Consider the following 15,780-nt stretch of genomic DNA (forward strand, 5'->3'; position numbering starts at 1 on the left):
GCTGAAGTTTGCAATAGCGTAGCCGGCGCTGGTCGCCGGTTACGCCAGACTGGACGAACTATTGATGAGCCTTTCCCTGCCCACCCCCGAGCCGGGCGTCCGTGACGCACGCGTGAGCGATGTGCGTCCGCCGCTGGCGGCGCCGCGCGGAAAATCGCTGGTCAATCCAGTGAAGATCGCACCGTACCTGTTTCTCAGTCCGTTTTTTCTGCTGTTCGCTTTGTTCATCGCTTTTCCGCTGCTGTTCTCGCTGTATCTGTCGTTCCAGAGTTGGGACGCGACCGCGGGACTCGCGAGCATGAAATGGGTGGGCCTGTCGAACTTCGCTTTCACGCTGACCGACCCGTGGTACTGGAAATCCCTCTACAACACGGCGTGGATGGCGGTCATGTCCGGCTTGCCGCAACACCTCATTGCGCTGCCGCTCGCGTTTTTCCTGCAGACCGCGTTTCGCCGCTGGCGCAATTTCGTCGTCGGTCTGTACTTTTTGCCGTTCATCACGTCGAGCGTGGCGATCGCCCTGATCTTCTCGTCGCTGTACTCGACCGACTTCGGCATGATCAATCTCGCCATTGCCGCGATCGGCAAGGTGCCGGGCCTGCACTGGATCGTGCCCGCCCATCCGGTCGAATGGTTGTACAGCCCGGCCAATGTCAAACCGGCGGTGTCGCTGGTGATTTTCTGGCGCTATGTCGGCTGGAATACGGTGCTTTATCTGTCGGCGCTGCAAACCATTCCGAAGGATCTGTACGAGGCCGCGAAGATCGACGGCGCTAACGGCTGGCAGCAGTTCACACGCATCACGATCCCGCTCGTCAAGCCGATGATTTTCTTCGCGGTGACGCTGTCCATCATCGGCGGCCTGCAATTGTTCGAAGAGCCGTTCATCCTGCTGCCGAACGAGGGCATGGGCACGAGCCAGTCAGGTTTGACCACCGCCGTCTACATGTATCGCACGGCGTTCCACGACGGCGATTTCGGAACAGCGAGTTCGATTGCGTGGCTGCTTTTCATCACTATCGCCGCGCTGATGTGGCTCAACACGCGCATCTTTCACCGCAGCGGCATGAACGAGGAGGCACAGCGATGAAACTGTCGAATAACAAGGCCCGCTATACCGGCTATGCGATCGTGCTGGCGGGCGCGCTGCTGATGTTCTCGCCGTTTTATTTCATGTTCGTATTCGCGACGCACACCAGCTCCGAAATCTTCTCGATGCCGCCTCCGTTGTGGTTCGGCAGCGCGTTCCTCGACAACATGGCATCGCTGATGCATCGCATCCCGTTCTGGCGCAACCTCGGCTGGAGCTTCTACACGGCGACGATCCAGACCGTGCTGACGCTGCTGGTCACGTCGATGGCGGGTTATGCGTTCGCGATGTACGAGTTCCGCTTCAAGAAGGCGCTGTTCGCCGTCGCGTTGACGGCGATGCTGGTGCCGCCGTTCCTCGGCATGATTCCGACCTTCATGACGATGAACCTGCTGGGGTGGATCAATCAGCCGCGCGCGCTGTATGTGCCGGGTGCGGCCGCCGCACTGGGTGTGTTCCTGATGCGTCAGTACGTTGCGTCGGCGATCCCGTCCGATCTCATCGAGGCGGCGCGCATCGACGGTTGTGGCGAATTCCGCATTTACTGGAGCGTGGTGCTGCCGCTGCTGGGACCGGCATTGGGCACGCTCGGGCTCATCAGCTTTATCCAGGCGTGGAACAACTTTCTGTCGGCACTCGTCGTGCTGCGCTCGCCATCGATGTACACGCTGCCCCTCGCGCTGCGCATCCTGCAAAGCCCGACCAATTCGGACTGGGGAGCGGTCATGGCGGGCTCGGCGGTCGCGGTGCTGCCGCTCCTCGTGCTGTTCGCCTTCACCTCCCGCCGGCTGATCGACGGTCTGACGACCGGCGCAGTCAAGGCCTGACTCTGTTCCGTTTCTCTTTTTCCAGGCCCTCAAGGGCATGATTATTCGAGGCAACATCATCCATGTCGACATATCGATTTAAAGAAGACTTCGTTTGGGGCGTCGCCACCAGTTCCTATCAGATCGAAGGTGCAGCACATGAAGACGGCCGTGGCCCGTCGATCTGGGACGCGTTCTGCAACGTGCCAGGCAAGATCGTGAGGGGCGAGAACGGGGACGTCGCCTGCGATCACTATCACCGTGTCGAGCAGGACCTCGACATGATGGCTGAACTCGGTGTTCAGGCCTATCGCTTTTCGATCGCATGGCCGCGCGTTCAACCGGATGGCCACGGCGCGTTCAACGAGAAAGGTATCGCGTTCTACGAACGGCTCGTCGACGGCCTGCTCGAGCGCGGTATCCAGCCGTTCGCGACGCTGTATCACTGGGACCTGCCGCTCGCGCTGCAGGAGACGCAAAACGGCTGGGAAAACCGCGATACGGCTTACCGTTTCGCGGACTATGCACGCAAGATCGGCAGCGTGCTCGGCGACCGCGTGGCGTCGATCGCGACTCACAATGAACCGTGGTGTACCGCATGGCTCGGTAATGCGACCGGCTATTTCGCACCCGGCAACGAAAGCCTGAAGAAAGCGGCGCACGTCGCGCACCATCTGCTGCTTTCGCATGGCCTCGCGTTGCAGGCGCTGCGCGCCGATGGCGTCAAGGCGCCGCTTGGCATCGTGCTGAACCAGTCGCCGGCGGACGGCGCGACCGGCTCACCCGAGGATCAGGCAGCTGCATCGCTTGAATATGCAAAGTTCGTCAGATGGTACATGGACCCGCTCTTCAAGGGCGAGTATCCGGCAGAGGCGCTGCAGTGGTACGGCGAGAACGGCCCGCAAGAGGTCGTGCTCGACGGTGACTTCGACATCATCGGCACGCCGATGGACTTTCTCGGCGTCAACTACTACACGCGGATCTTCGCGAGCGCGTCCGGTGAAAAACGGCCGCCGGGCGTACTCGGCTTCACCGACATGGACTGGGAAATCTATCCGCAGGGCCTGTCCGACCTGTTGACCCAACTGAATGCCAGCTACAAGTTGCCGCCCATCTACATCACCGAGAACGGCTGCGCAACGAAGGACGTGCTGGACAACGGACGGGTGCGCGATATCGAGCGCATCAGGTTCTACGACCTGCACCTGGCCGCGTTGTCGGCCGCGGCGCAAAAAGGCGTCGACATCGCCGGCTATTTCGCATGGAGCCTGATGGACAACTTCGAATGGGCGTCGGGGTACGACAAGCGCTTCGGCATGGTGCACGTCGACTACGCGACCCAGCAGCGCACGCCGAAGGACAGCGCTTACTGGTATCGCGACGTGATCGCGCAGCATGCCGGCGTGGTAACGCCACGCTAGAGCGAAGTCATCGGCCCCGCGACTCGCGCGACGCGCCGGAGAGCAACGTCGCGCGGGAGAGCAGGCATCAGGATTCAGGAGAAGCTACAAATGGGCGAACTCGTATTGCGCAACGTCGCGAAGACGTATGGTGAAGGGCCACAGGTCATACAGGGCATCGATCTTCACATCCCGGACGGTCAGTTCACCGTCTTCGTCGGACCATCCGGGTGCGGCAAGTCGACCATGCTGCGCATGATCGCCGGGCTCGAACCGGTGAGCGGAGGCGACATTCTGATCGACGGCGTACGGGTCAACGACCTGCAGCCCGCGGACCGTGGCATCTCGATGGTGTTCCAGAGCTACGCGCTTTATCCCCACATGACAGTCGCGGAAAACATGGGTTTTTCGCTGAAGCTGTCGGGCAAATCGAAGCAGGAAGTGCGCGAAGCGGTCGAACGGGCCGCCGGGATCCTGCAGATCAGCCACCTGCTGGAGCGCAAACCCAAGGCGCTCTCGGGCGGCCAGCGGCAACGCGTCGCGATAGGACGGGCAATTGTGCGCAAGCCGCGCGTGTTCCTGTTCGACGAGCCGTTATCGAATCTCGACGCGGCGCTGCGCGTGCAGATGCGAATCGAACTCGCGAAGCTGCACCGCGAGCTTGGCACGACGATGATCTACGTCACGCACGATCAGGTCGAAGCCATGACGCTGGGCGAGAAAATCGTCGTCTTCAACAAGGGAAATATCGAACAGATCGGCGCGCCGCTCGACCTGTACGACCGGCCGTCGAACCGTTTCGTCGGCGGCTTCATCGGTTCGCCGCAGATGAACATGCTACCGGCCCTGCTGGTGTCGCAAAGCGAAACGCAGACCGTCGTCATGCTTAGGGGCGGCAGCGAATCTATCGTGTTGCCGGGTTGTCCGGATCGTTCGATCGCCGGCACGCTGACACTCGGCGTGCGTGCCGAACATCTCGGTATCGGCGCGCCGGGCGAAGGACTGGCTGCCCGTGTCGAGCTGGTCGAGCATCTGGGCGACGTATCGATTCTGCATGCGCATCTCGACGGCGTGGGCCAGGCGATCTCGCTGAAGCTCGACAAGAAGGACGCACTTCTTCCGGTCGGTGCGCGCATCGGTATCAAGGTGGCGTCCTCATCGGTGACGCTGTTCGATGCGAATGGCGTCGCGGTGGCGTTTGAGCGCAGCGAGGCAGGGGAGCGTGTTCGGGCAGTCGTTTGACCTTTGCGGGAAACATCTTGACCGTCTTGCAGCGCCTGATCCTGACTGGAACCAGCCTGTACCGTCGCCATGCTGGCGAGCCATTATTGGCCCGCTCAGCCCACCGGGAAAGGTTCAGAGACCAGGTAAACTCCGCATGGCGGTGGCCTCGGCGCAATACTAACATTACATAACGTTAAGGATAACGTTAGGTAATGTTGTTCTGACATCGAGATTCACGGGCAGGGGCAAATATCGGCCCTCTCGATGTAGCGCTCGCCGCGTGCAGCAGACAAGGCGACGTCTTCGTCAGTCACGCGGCTGGAGGCGAATGGCGTCACCCTGGCGTTTGAGTGCGGAAGTGAGGGAGCGCTTCCGGCAGTAGCTGGACACGATTGATAAAGAATGTCTTGCCGGGCGCCGCAACCGTCTCGGCCCGATTCAAAAAAATAGTTATACGAATTATCTGGGTGGAGATCGCGATGGAAAAGAGAGTATCGAAGGCCGTTTTCAAGTCCAGGGCATGTGAGCTGTTCCGGCAGATTGAGATGCTGGGGGAAACGGTTATCGTCACGGACCGGGGGCAACCCACCATCGAAATCAGGCCTTACTGCAGCAAGCACCAGAATCCGCTTGAGCTGTTGCGTGCTTCGATCGTGCATTTCGATGCGAAGTCCGCAACAACACCGGTCGCATCGGAGCCGGAAGTTCGATGATTACGCTCGATACGCTTGCGCTGGTCTGCTGGCTGGGCCGGCAGAAGGCTCTGAGTCAGGCGGCGCACGATGCGATCGATCGGGAACTGAACGGAGGCGAGATCCTGATTTCGGCGATCAGTGCGCTCGAAATCGCCGATTTCGTCAAGGACGGCCGGCTCGGCCTGTCGATGGACGCGCGAAGCTGGCTCTCGACTGTCGTGTCGATGGAAGGCGTGCGGCTCGTTCCAGTGGACACCGAAATCGCCTTTCGCGCGGCCAGGCTGCCGCCCGCGCTCACGTCCCACCAGAGGCTGATCGCCGCCACCGCTCGCACTTTTGGCTGCGCGCTCGTCACCTCGGATGCGAAGTTTCGCGCCTCGACTTACGTGGAAACGATCTGGTGATGTGCGCCGCCCTGCTTCGTCCGGACCTGCCCGGTGGAGTCGCGCACGACAAGTTCCGCCGGCAGCGTGATGCGTTGCGAGGCTGCACCGATACCCGCTATTTGCGCGAGCAACGTATTGATCGCCGAGCGCGCCATTTGCTGGAACGGCTGGCGGATCGTGGTGAGTGCCGGATGAAACTGTTCGGACATCGGAATGTCGTCGAAGCCGATCACCGAAATGTCATCCGGCACGCGCAAGCCCGCTTCCCTGATTGCGGCGATGACGCCGAACGCACTCTGGTCATTCGCCGAGAAGATCGCGGTGGGCGGATCGGCGAGGTTCAGCAGATCGAATGTGACATCGAACGCCATCATCTGCGAGAGGTCGCCCGCGGCGACGAGCGCGTCTTCGCGCGGCAACCCGAGCCGGGCGAGCGTGTCGTGATAGCCGCGCTGCCGGTCGCGCACCCCCTCGATCGTTTCGTCACCCGCGAGGAACGCGATCCGCTTGTGACCGAGTTCCGCAAGATGTTCGACCGCGAGACGGGCGCCTCCGTAGTTGTCGACCGATACCGATGGAAAATCGGTCAGCGTGCCGCCGCGTTGATCGACGACGACGACGGGCACTTTGGCGCTCGACAGCGCCTCGAGACACAGCGATTCGCGGGGCAGGATCGCGAGGATCCCATCCGAGAACTGCTGGATCAACCCGAGCAGGTCGTGATGCGGATGACGGTCCTCGTCGAACACGGTATAGACCAGGATCTCGCAGCCCGCGCCGCGCGCCGCGCGCCCCGCGCCGAGAATCAGCTCACTGGAGAACTGGGTATCGAGTGTCGGCGTGATGATGCCGATGATGCCGTTGCGACCGCCCGAAAGCTTCTGCGCGGTACGGTTGACGACATAGCCGATGTCCGACGCGATTCTCAGCACTTCGTCGCGGGTCTCCCGCGACACGCCGGAACGGCCGTTGAGCGCGCGCGAGGCGGTCATCTGGGACACGCCGGCGAGCTTCGCAACGTGCTCGAGCGTGGGGGTCTGCCTTGCCATGCGTGACGAGGGGGGGCGAGAGGTCATATCGGAGTTCACTCACTGGCTACGTTAGCGCTACCGTTTGTATGCGCACCATTCTACCAGAACCGGTTGCGCCGCAGCCTCCATCGGCGTATCAACCTTCCCCAGCACGCGATATGTCGCGAAAGCGACCAGGTAAAATCCCGCATAGCATGAGTTCATACACGGGTTTAACATTTGTTAACGTTATGGCTAACGTTAAATATCTGGGTTGATATTCCAGTATCCATAAGAGGGGACATAAATATGGCGTACCCGGCTTTTTCCAAAGCGCGGTCGATGGTCGGCGCCACGGCGCTCGTATGCTCGCTGTGCGCAATCGCATCGACTGCCGCATTTGCGCAATCCGGCAAGACGATCACGGAGTGGGACCAGCAGACCAACGCCACGTCGAGCAAGGTGCTGCGGGATGCGGCAGATCGCTTCGAGCGGCAGAATCCTGGCTACAAGGTCGAAGACTCGCACGTCCTGAACGAGGCGTACAAGACGAAGCTGAAGGTGGCATTCGGTGCAGGCGAGCCGCCTTGTGTGTTCGAGTCGTGGGGCGGAGGTCCGCTGCATGAATATGTGAAAGCCGGTCAGATTGTCGACCTGACGCCGTATCTCCAGAAAGATCCGGCTTATCGCGACCGCTTCCTGCCGACCTCGTGGCATGCGGTCACGTTCGACAACAAGACGTATGGCGTCGCGGCGGAAAACGCATCCGCGGCCGTGATCTTCTATAACAAGGACCTGTTCAAGCAATACAACCTGAGCCCGCCGGCGAATTGGGACCAGTTGATGCACGTCGTGCAGGTGCTGACCTCGCACGGTATTGCGCCGTTTGCGCTGAGCAACAAGAACAAGTGGACTGGTTCGATGTACTACATGTACCTCGTCGACCGGATCGGTGGGCCCGAGGTGTTCCGCAAGGCAGTGGATCGCTCGCCCGGCGGCAGCTTCGCGGATCCGGCCTTCGTCGAGGCCGGCAAGTACATTCAGGACCTCGTGAAGGCGGGTGCTTTCGCGAAGGGTTTCAACGGTCTTGACTACGACGTGGGCGCCTCGCGTCGTCTGCTGTATTCGGGCCGCGCCGCGATGGAATTGATGGGCGGCTGGGAAGCGTCGACGATCCAGAACGAGAATCCCGGGTTTGCAGGCAAGCTCGACTTCTTCCCGTTCCCGGCCGTACCGGGCGGCAAGGGTGATCCGCGCGACGTGATCGGCACGGTCGGCGACGGCTTCATGAGCATCTCGACGGAGTGCAAGGACCCGCAGGCGGCGTTCAAGCTGATCCAGACGATGACCGACGATACGTCGATGCGCGGTCGCGTTCTCGACAAGAAAATTCCGCCGGTCAAGAACATCACCATTACGGATCCGTTCCTGAAGCGCCTGCAGGCGTTGATCGCCGACGCGCCGAACGTGCAGCTCTGGTACGACCAGGAGTTGCCGCCGAAGCTGGGCGAGCTGCACAAGGATACGTCGCAGGAGCTGTTCGGCCTGTCGATCACGCCTGAAGCCGCTGCGCAGCAAATGGAAGCCGCCGCGAAGGCGGGAAGCTAACCCGTAGTCCGAAGAGGAGCCCGGCCCGTGTCGTTTTTCGATGCGGGCTGGACACACGATCTGTGAATATTGCAATCTCCACCGCGCCCGTCGAGCGGGCGCGTATTTCGTCACAGTGGCTGGTTATCACCGTTTTTCTCGCCCCCGCGGTGGTGCTGCTGGCGATATTTCTGCTGTATCCGCTGCTCTCCAGTCTGCGGCTTTCGCTGGTCGACTGGACCGGGCTCGGTACGCATTCACGCTTCGTGGGGCTCGCCAACTGGGCGCATCTCGCGCAGGACACGGTTTTCTGGCGCTCCTTGTGGAACAACGTCCTTCTCGCGCTCGCGTCGATCGTGATCGAGCTGCCCATCTCGCTGGCGCTGGCGGTGCTGCTGGAAAAGGCGGGGCGTGGCTCGCGTATTCTCAAGATTCTCTATTTCCTGCCGCTGCTGATGTCGAGCGTCGCGATCGGCGTGCTGTTCAAGAATATCTATGATCCGAATTTCGGACCGCTGAACGTCGCGCTGCGCGCCATCGGCCTTGACCTGTTCGCGCAGGACTGGCTCGGCGACACGCGCTTCTCGCTCGCTTCGACGATTGCGGTGATCTGCTGGCAAAACGTGCCGTTCTACATGATCCTGTTTCTTGCCGGACTGTCGTCGATGCCGGCGGAGTTGAACGAGGCGGCCCGCCTGGACGGCGCCTCCGAATGGACCATCTTCTGGCGCATCAAGCTGCCGCATCTGCAAGGCGCGATCCGCACGGCAGTCCTGCTGTCGGTACTCGGCTCGCTGCGGTATTTCGATCTGATCTACGTGATGACGGGCGGTGGCCCGGAAGGCTCGTCCGAGCTGATGGCGACGTATATGTACCGGACCGTGTTCAGTTCTTTCCAGCTGGGCTACGGCAGCACGATCGGCTCCGCGATGTTCATCATCGTCTCACTGGTTGCCGCCATCGCATTGCGCATGACGCGTCGTTACGAAACGGAAGTTTGAGCATGGCCACTGAAATCCGTCGCCTCCCTTTTCCCAGGATTCGCATCGGTGTCCCGTTGCTGGGTCTGATCTGGCTCGCCGTGACGACGTTGCCGTTCCTCTTTGTCGTGGTGACGAGCCTGAAGACGCAGGAGGAAACCTTCTCCGCGCCGGTCTGGGCACTGCCACACCATTTTTATTTCGGAAACTACTGGGCGGTGTTGCACGGTCCTTACCTCACCTACTTTGGCAACAGTGTCTTTGTCGTCGGGCTTTCGGTGCTGCTGATCGTGCTGTTGAGCGCCATGGCGGCCTATGTATTCGCCCGCCTGCGCTTTCGCTTGAACAAGCTGCTGTTCGGCCTCGTGATCGCAGGGATGATCGTGCCGTTGCACGCCACGCTCGTGCCGATCTATCTGCTGACCCGAAACCTCGGGCTGTACGACACCCAGTTCGCGCTGATCGGACCGTATGTGGCGCTCAGCCTGCCGATTTCGATCTTCATCCTGACGGAGTTCATGCGCCAGATTCCGCATGAACTCGAGGAAGCCGCGCAGCTCGACGGCTGCGGTCCGTTCAGGATTTTCTGGCGCATCTTTTTCCCGCTCTCCACGCCGGGGCTGGCGACAGTCGCGATCTACAACGGAATCGCGCTCTGGAACGAGTTCATCTTCGCGTACATGCTGACCTCGACTCCGCCGCACCGTACGCTGCCACTTGCCGTGTGGGATTTCCAGGGGCAGTACTCGTCGAACATTCCGGCGATGCTGGCGGTCGTCACGATGACGTCGTTGCCGCTCATCGCGGCCTACGCGTTCGGTCAGGAGCGTTTGATCAAGGGCATGATGGCCGGCTCCCTGAAGGGCTGACGGGCGGATGACGAACCGGGTCCAGCCAGCCAGGGCAGGGTCGCGTCCCGCACTGTCGGCCGGATCAGTCGGGCTGAAGCGAACGCCCGGTAATTTAACTGCGAACACAACGAGCTATGGCAAGCATTACCCTGACTAAAGTACAGAAGGCGTACGAAGGCAATTCGCCGATTATTCGCGACGTCCATCTCGAAGTCGGCGAGAACGAGTTCTGTGTGTTTCTCGGGCCGTCGGGATGCGGGAAGTCGACGTTATTGCGCATGGTCGCCGGACTCGAATCGATCACCAGCGGCGAGTTGCGTATCGACGGGCAATTGATGAACAACGTGCCGCCCGCGGAACGCCGTGTCGCCATGGTGTTTCAGAACTACGCGCTGTATCCGCACATGAGCGTCTACGAGAACATGGCTTTCGGCCTGCGTCAGGCGAAGATCGACAAGGCGACGATCGACAGCAAGGTGCGCCGCACGGCGGCCGCGCTACAACTGGACGGGCTGCTGGAGCGCCGTCCCGCTGCGTTGTCCGGTGGACAGCGGCAGCGTGTGGCGATCGGCCGGGCGATCGTGCGCGAACCAGGCGTGTTCCTGTTCGACGAGCCGTTGTCGAATCTCGACGCTGCGCTGCGTGTGCAGACCCGCATCGAGATTGCCCGCCTGCATCGGGAATTCCGCCGGGCAAGCGCGATTTACGTCACGCACGATCAGATCGAAGCGATGGCGCTGGCGGACAAGATCGTGCTGTTGCACGCCGGTGCGGAAATGGAAAAGCACGGCAGCATCGCCCAGACCGGTGCGCCGCTGGATCTGTATCACCGGCCCAAAAGCCGCTTCGTGGCGGGCTTTATCGGATCTCCCAGGATGAACTTCCTGCCGGGCGTCGTGACGACGATCGACGCCCGGGGTATCGAGGTTCAACTGACGGGCGGCGAGCGCGTGCGGGCACAAGTCGATGGCCGCAATACGCGCCCCGGCATGCCTGTCACGCTGGGCATCCGGCCCGAACACCTGGGCCTCCCCTCCGGTCAGCCAGGGGCTCAGACCATCCGCCGCGCGGTCCGTCTCGTGGAGCGAATGGGGGAACACACCTACGTTCATATCGACGGTGGCAGCCGGGACGGCAACACGCTGATCGCCAAGGTGCCTGGCGATGGCGGCGTGGCGCGCGATGAACATATCGATCTCACGCTGGCGCCAGACGCGTGCCATGTGTTCGACGAACGGGATTTCGCGCTGCCGGGTCTGCACTGACCCTGGCGTTCCAGCTGTGAACGGGCCGCGTCGGACAGCAGGCGCTTCCAGCAGCGAAGCGGTGCTCCCTCGTCATGCTATCGAGGTAATGAACTTCCAGTCCTTTAATTATTCGACCAATTAAAAGGACTACGAAGTTCAGAAAGGAATATCAAATGCAAGGCGAGACTTCGGATAAAGCGGTGCCGTCCCCTGCGGTTGTGATGAAAAGCGGATTTGTCGGCGCCATTGGCGCCCTGTACACCCGGATCATTTAAAGGAGTTCCAGATGTTGCTTCGCCAAAGTGAAGTTCCGCTCTACCGCGATCCCACTGCGGCTGTCGAGGAGCGTGTTTCCGATTTGCTGGCGCGCATGACAGTGGACGAGAAAATTGCCCAGTTGCACGCCGCGTGGCTGAAGCTGTCGTCCGATGGCAATCACGAAGCGCGTACTGTGGATTTTGCGCATGGCGATGCCGGCATCACGGTGGAAACGATCCTTCAACACGGGCTGGGTCAGATCACGCGCCCGCTCGGCACGCATACGGTTGACCCGAAGGAAGGCGTGCGCGCGCTCAACGCGTTGCAGCGGCAGATGGTGGAGGAGACGCGCCTCGGTATTCCCGTGATGTCCCACGAAGAATGCCTGGTCGGCCTGATGATCAAGGACGCCACGCTGTTCCCGTCGCCGCTGAACTATGCGGCGACGTGGAACCCGGGCCTCGTCGAACACGTGGGGCGGATCATCGGCGAGCAGGCGCGTTCGATCGGTTGTCATCAAGGGCTCGCGCCGGTGCTGGACGTGTCGCGCGATCCGCGCTGGGGTCGCACCGAGGAAACACTCGGCGAGGACCCCTATCTCGTCGGCGTGCTTGCCTGTCACTACGTCAAGGGACTGCAGGGGGAACACCGTGACCTGCTCGCGACCCTCAAGCATTTCGTCGGACATTCGGCGAGCGAAGGCGGCCGCAATCACGCGCCCGTGCATGTCGGCCCGCGCGAGCTCAACGACGTTTTCATGCTGCCGTTCGAGATGGCGGTCAAGCTGGCGAATGCCGGCTCCGTCATGCCTGCCTATCACGACATTGACGGCGTGCCCTGTCATGCGGACCGTACGTTGCTTCAGGAAACGTTGCGCGAGAAGTGGGGTTTCGACGGACTGGTTGTCGCCGACTACGCAGGCGTCGACCTGCTGCACGGTCATCATGCGGTCGCGCGCGACAGCGCGGCTGCCGCGGCGCTCGCGTTCAATGCCGGACTCGACGTCGAGTTGCCCGGACACGAGTGCGCGCTGCATCTGAAAGAAGCGCTGGCGCGCGGTGAGATCAGCGAAGAAACGATCGACGCCGCCGCATCGCGCGTGCTGCGCACGAAGTTCCGTCTCGGCCTGTTCGAAAAGCCGTATGCCGATCCGGAGCGAGTAGATGTGAAAAGCGAAGCGGCGGGCGACATCGCGTATCGGGTGGCGCTTGAATCGGCCGTGCTCCTGCGCAACGAAGGCGGCGTGTTGCCGCTGGATGTCGAAGGGGCGGCGAAGGTCGCGGTGATCGGGCCGACCGCCGACGATCCGTTGGCGCTGCTGGCCGGCTACAGTTTCCCGGTGCATCTGATCAACGCCGGCGAGCAGTCGGTCGCGTCGATCGGTACGCCGCTGCAGGCGTTGCGCGCGCTGCTCGGCGATCAACGGGTGATCCATGCGCGTGGCTGCGACATCATCGCGGAGCGCCGCGCTGGCGCGCCGGTGTTCCCCAGCGATGTGTCGCTGGATACCACGGCGCACGCCAGCCGCGACGAACTGATCAGCCGGGACACCGGCGGCATCGCAGCGGCGGTCGACGCCGCACGGCAGGCCGGCGTCGCGATCGTCTTCGTCGGGGATCTGTCGGGGCTGTTCCAGTCCGGCACGGTAGGTGAAGGATCCGACACGGACAGCCTGGACCTGCCTGGCGTGCAGCAGGCGTTGCTCGCAGCGGTGGTCGATAGCGGTACGCCGACGGTCGTCGTGATGACGGGCGGCCGCCCGTATAACCTGGGTGGTCTCGAGGACCGGATCGCGGCGCAGATCATGGCTTTCGCGCCGGGTGAGCGGGGTGCGGAAGCGCTCGCCGGTCTGCTGGCAGGTCGCGCGAACTTCACCGGCCGCCTGCCGTTGTCGGTGCCGAAAAGCGCTGGAGCAGTACCCTATACCTACAATCACCGTTTGAAGAGTGCGGGTACACCGGTTGCTTACCATTTCGGTTGCCGCTACCCGTTTGGATTTGGGCTCAGCTATACGCAGTTCCGTTACGGCAGTCTCGCTCTCGCGCGACGCGAAGTCCCGATTGCCGACGGAACGATCGAACTCAGCTTCGTGGTCGAGAACACCGGCTCGCGCGAAGGCAGCGAAATCGTGCAGCTCTATGTGCGGGACCGGCTGGCATCGTCGGCACGACCGGTACGCGAATTGAAGGCTTTTGCCCGCGTGCCGCTAGCGGCGGGCGCCTCCGCGCGGGTTCGCGTGAAGCTGCCCGTGGACATGCTCAATTTCACCGATGGACGAGGGGAGCGTATCGTCGAGCCAGGCGACTTCGACCTGATGGTCGGAAGCTCGAGCCGCGACCTTCATCTGGGCGACGTGGTGACTGTCACCGGTAACGCGGCGAGAACACTTGAACGCGACTGGCGGATGGTGAGCGAGGTCGACGTACTGCGGTAACCGGCAGGGTGGGGTGCGGCTGGTGCCGCGAATTTGTCGTCATACCCGTAACAAATGGAATATCCGATGTCGTACGCAATCTATCCCAGCCTCTCAGGCAAAACAGTGGTTATCACCGGTGGTGGCAGCGGCATCGGTGCCGCGATGACCCGCGCATTCGCACAGCAGGGTGCGCGGGTTTTTTTCCTCGACGTGGCGGAGAGCGATTCGCTTGCGTTGCAGGAATCGCTGCGCGACGCCGTTCATCCGCCCGTGTTCCGCCGATGCGACCTGCGCAGTGTCGAGGCGATTCAGAGCACGTTCGCCGGGATCGCCGATATCGCCGGGCCGATCGAGGTTCTCGTCAACAATGCGGGCAATGACGACCGGCACGAACTGGACGCTGTCACGTCGACCTACTGGGACGAGTGCATCGCCGTGAACCTGAAGCATCAGTTCTTTTGCGCGCAGGCCGTGGCGGCCGGCATGCGCAAGCTCGAACGCGGCACGATCCTGAATCTTGGCTCGGTGTCGTGGCATCTGGCGTTGCCGAACCTCGCTATCTACATGAGTGCGAAGGCCGGTATCGAGGGCCTTACCCGCGGACTCGCCCGCGAACTCGGGGATGCCGGCATCCGCGTGAACAGCATTATCCCGGGCGCGGTTCGCACTCCGCGTCAGATGCAGCTCTGGCAGTCGCCCGAGAGCGAAGCGAAGGTCGTCGCGAGCCAGTGTCTGCGCCTGCGTATCGAGCCCGAACACGTCGCCCGCATGGCCTTGTTCCTCGCGTCCGACGATGCGTCGCGCTGCTCCGGCCGGGACTATTTCGTCGATGCAGGGTGGTACGGAGAATGAGTTTCCGCATCCCTGTCTGCGTATGGCCGGTCGGTGCCGAACTGGGGGAAGGCCCGGTGTGGCAGGCCACGGAGAACGCTGTCTATTTCGTCGATATCAAGGGTCGCCATATCCATCGTCTGAGCGTCGCCACGGGACAGACGCAGACATGGAAGGCGCCCGGCCAGGTCGGCTTTGTCGCACCGCTTGCGGATCGTACTTTTGTCTGCGGGTTGCCGGACGGCCTGTATCGTTTCGATGCCGGCAGCGGGCAATTCGGCAAGCTCAAGGACGTCGAAGCACATCTGCCGGGCAACCGGCTCAATGATGGCTTTGTCGATGCCAGCGGGCACCTTTGGTTTGGATCGATGGACGACGGCGAGGAGCGGCCAGACGGCACCCTGTATCGCGTCGGTGACGACGGCGAAGCGGTGGCTCGGGACGACGGTTATGTGATCACTAACGGCCCGGCAATGAGCCCGGACGGACGCACGCTCTATCACGGCGACACCGTGCGGCGCGTGGTGTATGCGTTCGACGTGAGCGAAGACGGCACGTTATCGCGCAAACGCATCTTCGCCACTATTTCCGGCGACGGATACCCGGACGGAATGGCGGTCGATGCAGACGGATTCGTGTGGATCGCTCTTTTCGGCGGATGGCGTATCGAACGGTACTCGCCTGATGGCGAGCTTGTCGAGCAGGTGCCTTTTCCCTGCGCCAACGTGACGAAGCTGGCTTTCGGCGGGGACGATCTGCAGACTGTGTATGTCTCGACGGCGTGGAAGGGACTGCCTTCGGCGGAGCGCGAGCGGCAGCCGCATGCCGGCGGCCTGTTTTCGTTTCGCTCGCCGGTGCCCGGCCAGCCCCAGGCGCGATGTAAATGGGGTTTCTCGCAGTAATGTGAAAAGCGCAACGGAATCCTCGCGGGAATGGCCGGAACGCGCGAGCCGTGATGAAACCTCGCCCCGTGTGGAGGGCGCCAGGTATCATGTGCGT

14 protein-coding genes are annotated in these 15,780 nt (G+C 62.0%); 13 read left to right on the top strand and 1 reads right to left on the bottom strand.

Annotation, left to right across the window (positions count from 1 at the left end):
- Positions 1-64: 64 nt before the first annotated feature.
- From BLV45_RS19420 to BLV45_RS19445, 6 genes are all read left to right on the top strand, one after another.
- Positions 65-1,090, top strand: coding sequence for a carbohydrate ABC transporter permease (locus BLV45_RS19420; protein ID WP_090535589.1), 1,026 nt, complete (start codon positions 65-67; stop codon positions 1,088-1,090).
- The gene (locus tag BLV45_RS19425) at positions 1,087-1,917 is read left to right on the top strand and encodes a carbohydrate ABC transporter permease (RefSeq protein WP_090535590.1); all 831 of its coding nucleotides are present in this window, start codon (positions 1,087-1,089) and stop codon (positions 1,915-1,917) included. The genes BLV45_RS19420 and BLV45_RS19425 overlap by 4 nt, the downstream gene beginning before the upstream one ends.
- A gap of 62 nt (positions 1,918-1,979) precedes the next feature.
- Positions 1,980-3,317 carry a GH1 family beta-glucosidase gene (locus BLV45_RS19430; RefSeq protein WP_090535591.1) on the top strand — a complete coding sequence of 446 codons (1,338 nt, stop codon included), beginning with the start codon at positions 1,980-1,982 and terminating at the stop codon, positions 3,315-3,317.
- 90 nt (positions 3,318-3,407) lie between these two features.
- Positions 3,408-4,538, top strand: coding sequence for an ABC transporter ATP-binding protein (locus BLV45_RS19435; protein ID WP_090535592.1), 1,131 nt, complete (start codon positions 3,408-3,410; stop codon positions 4,536-4,538).
- 461 nt (positions 4,539-4,999) lie between these two features.
- The gene (locus BLV45_RS19440; RefSeq protein ID WP_090535691.1) at positions 5,000-5,233 is read left to right on the top strand and encodes a type II toxin-antitoxin system Phd/YefM family antitoxin; all 234 of its coding nucleotides are present in this window, start codon (positions 5,000-5,002) and stop codon (positions 5,231-5,233) included.
- Positions 5,230-5,619: a type II toxin-antitoxin system VapC family toxin gene (locus BLV45_RS19445; protein ID WP_090535593.1), complete on the top strand. Its 390-nt coding sequence runs from the start codon at positions 5,230-5,232 to the stop codon at positions 5,617-5,619. Before BLV45_RS19440 ends, BLV45_RS19445 begins: the two co-directional genes overlap by 4 nt.
- On the opposite strand, the gene BLV45_RS19450 is transcribed toward BLV45_RS19445, so the two are convergent.
- Positions 5,598-6,650 (bottom strand): LacI family DNA-binding transcriptional regulator, encoded by a 1,053-nt coding sequence (locus tag BLV45_RS19450; protein WP_090535594.1) that lies wholly within the window; start codon positions 6,648-6,650, stop codon positions 5,598-5,600. The genes BLV45_RS19445 and BLV45_RS19450 overlap by 22 nt on opposite strands.
- A gap of 270 nt (positions 6,651-6,920) precedes the next feature.
- Between BLV45_RS19450 and BLV45_RS19455 the strand changes: the two genes are divergently transcribed.
- The 7 genes from BLV45_RS19455 to BLV45_RS19485 all read left to right on the top strand — a co-directional run bounded on the left by BLV45_RS19455 (position 6,921) and on the right by BLV45_RS19485 (position 15,683).
- Positions 6,921-8,219: an extracellular solute-binding protein gene (locus BLV45_RS19455; RefSeq protein ID WP_090535595.1), complete on the top strand. Its 1,299-nt coding sequence runs from the start codon at positions 6,921-6,923 to the stop codon at positions 8,217-8,219.
- 62 nt (positions 8,220-8,281) lie between these two features.
- Positions 8,282-9,199 carry a carbohydrate ABC transporter permease gene (locus BLV45_RS19460; protein ID WP_176954212.1) on the top strand — a complete coding sequence of 306 codons (918 nt, stop codon included), beginning with the start codon at positions 8,282-8,284 and terminating at the stop codon, positions 9,197-9,199.
- A gap of 2 nt (positions 9,200-9,201) precedes the next feature.
- Positions 9,202-10,047: a carbohydrate ABC transporter permease gene (locus BLV45_RS19465; protein WP_090535596.1), complete on the top strand. Its 846-nt coding sequence runs from the start codon at positions 9,202-9,204 to the stop codon at positions 10,045-10,047.
- A gap of 116 nt (positions 10,048-10,163) precedes the next feature.
- Positions 10,164-11,294 carry an ABC transporter ATP-binding protein gene (locus BLV45_RS19470; RefSeq protein WP_090535597.1) on the top strand — a complete coding sequence of 377 codons (1,131 nt, stop codon included), beginning with the start codon at positions 10,164-10,166 and terminating at the stop codon, positions 11,292-11,294.
- Between the two features lie 268 nt (positions 11,295-11,562).
- Positions 11,563-13,968 carry a glycoside hydrolase family 3 N-terminal domain-containing protein gene (locus BLV45_RS19475; RefSeq protein ID WP_090535598.1) on the top strand — a complete coding sequence of 802 codons (2,406 nt, stop codon included), beginning with the start codon at positions 11,563-11,565 and terminating at the stop codon, positions 13,966-13,968.
- Between the two features lie 66 nt (positions 13,969-14,034).
- Complete coding sequence (locus BLV45_RS19480) at positions 14,035-14,802, top strand: SDR family NAD(P)-dependent oxidoreductase (RefSeq protein WP_090535599.1); 768 nt, start codon at positions 14,035-14,037, stop codon at positions 14,800-14,802.
- On the top strand, positions 14,799-15,683 hold the full coding sequence (locus BLV45_RS19485; RefSeq protein ID WP_090535600.1) for an SMP-30/gluconolactonase/LRE family protein: 885 nt from the start codon (positions 14,799-14,801) through the stop codon (positions 15,681-15,683). The genes BLV45_RS19480 and BLV45_RS19485 overlap by 4 nt, the downstream gene beginning before the upstream one ends.
- The last annotated feature ends 97 nt before the right edge of the window (positions 15,684-15,780 follow it).

Origin of the sequence: Paraburkholderia sartisoli, assembly GCF_900107685.1 — a bacterium.
GTDB classification, from domain to species: Bacteria; Pseudomonadota; Gammaproteobacteria; order Burkholderiales; family Burkholderiaceae; genus Paraburkholderia; species Paraburkholderia sartisoli.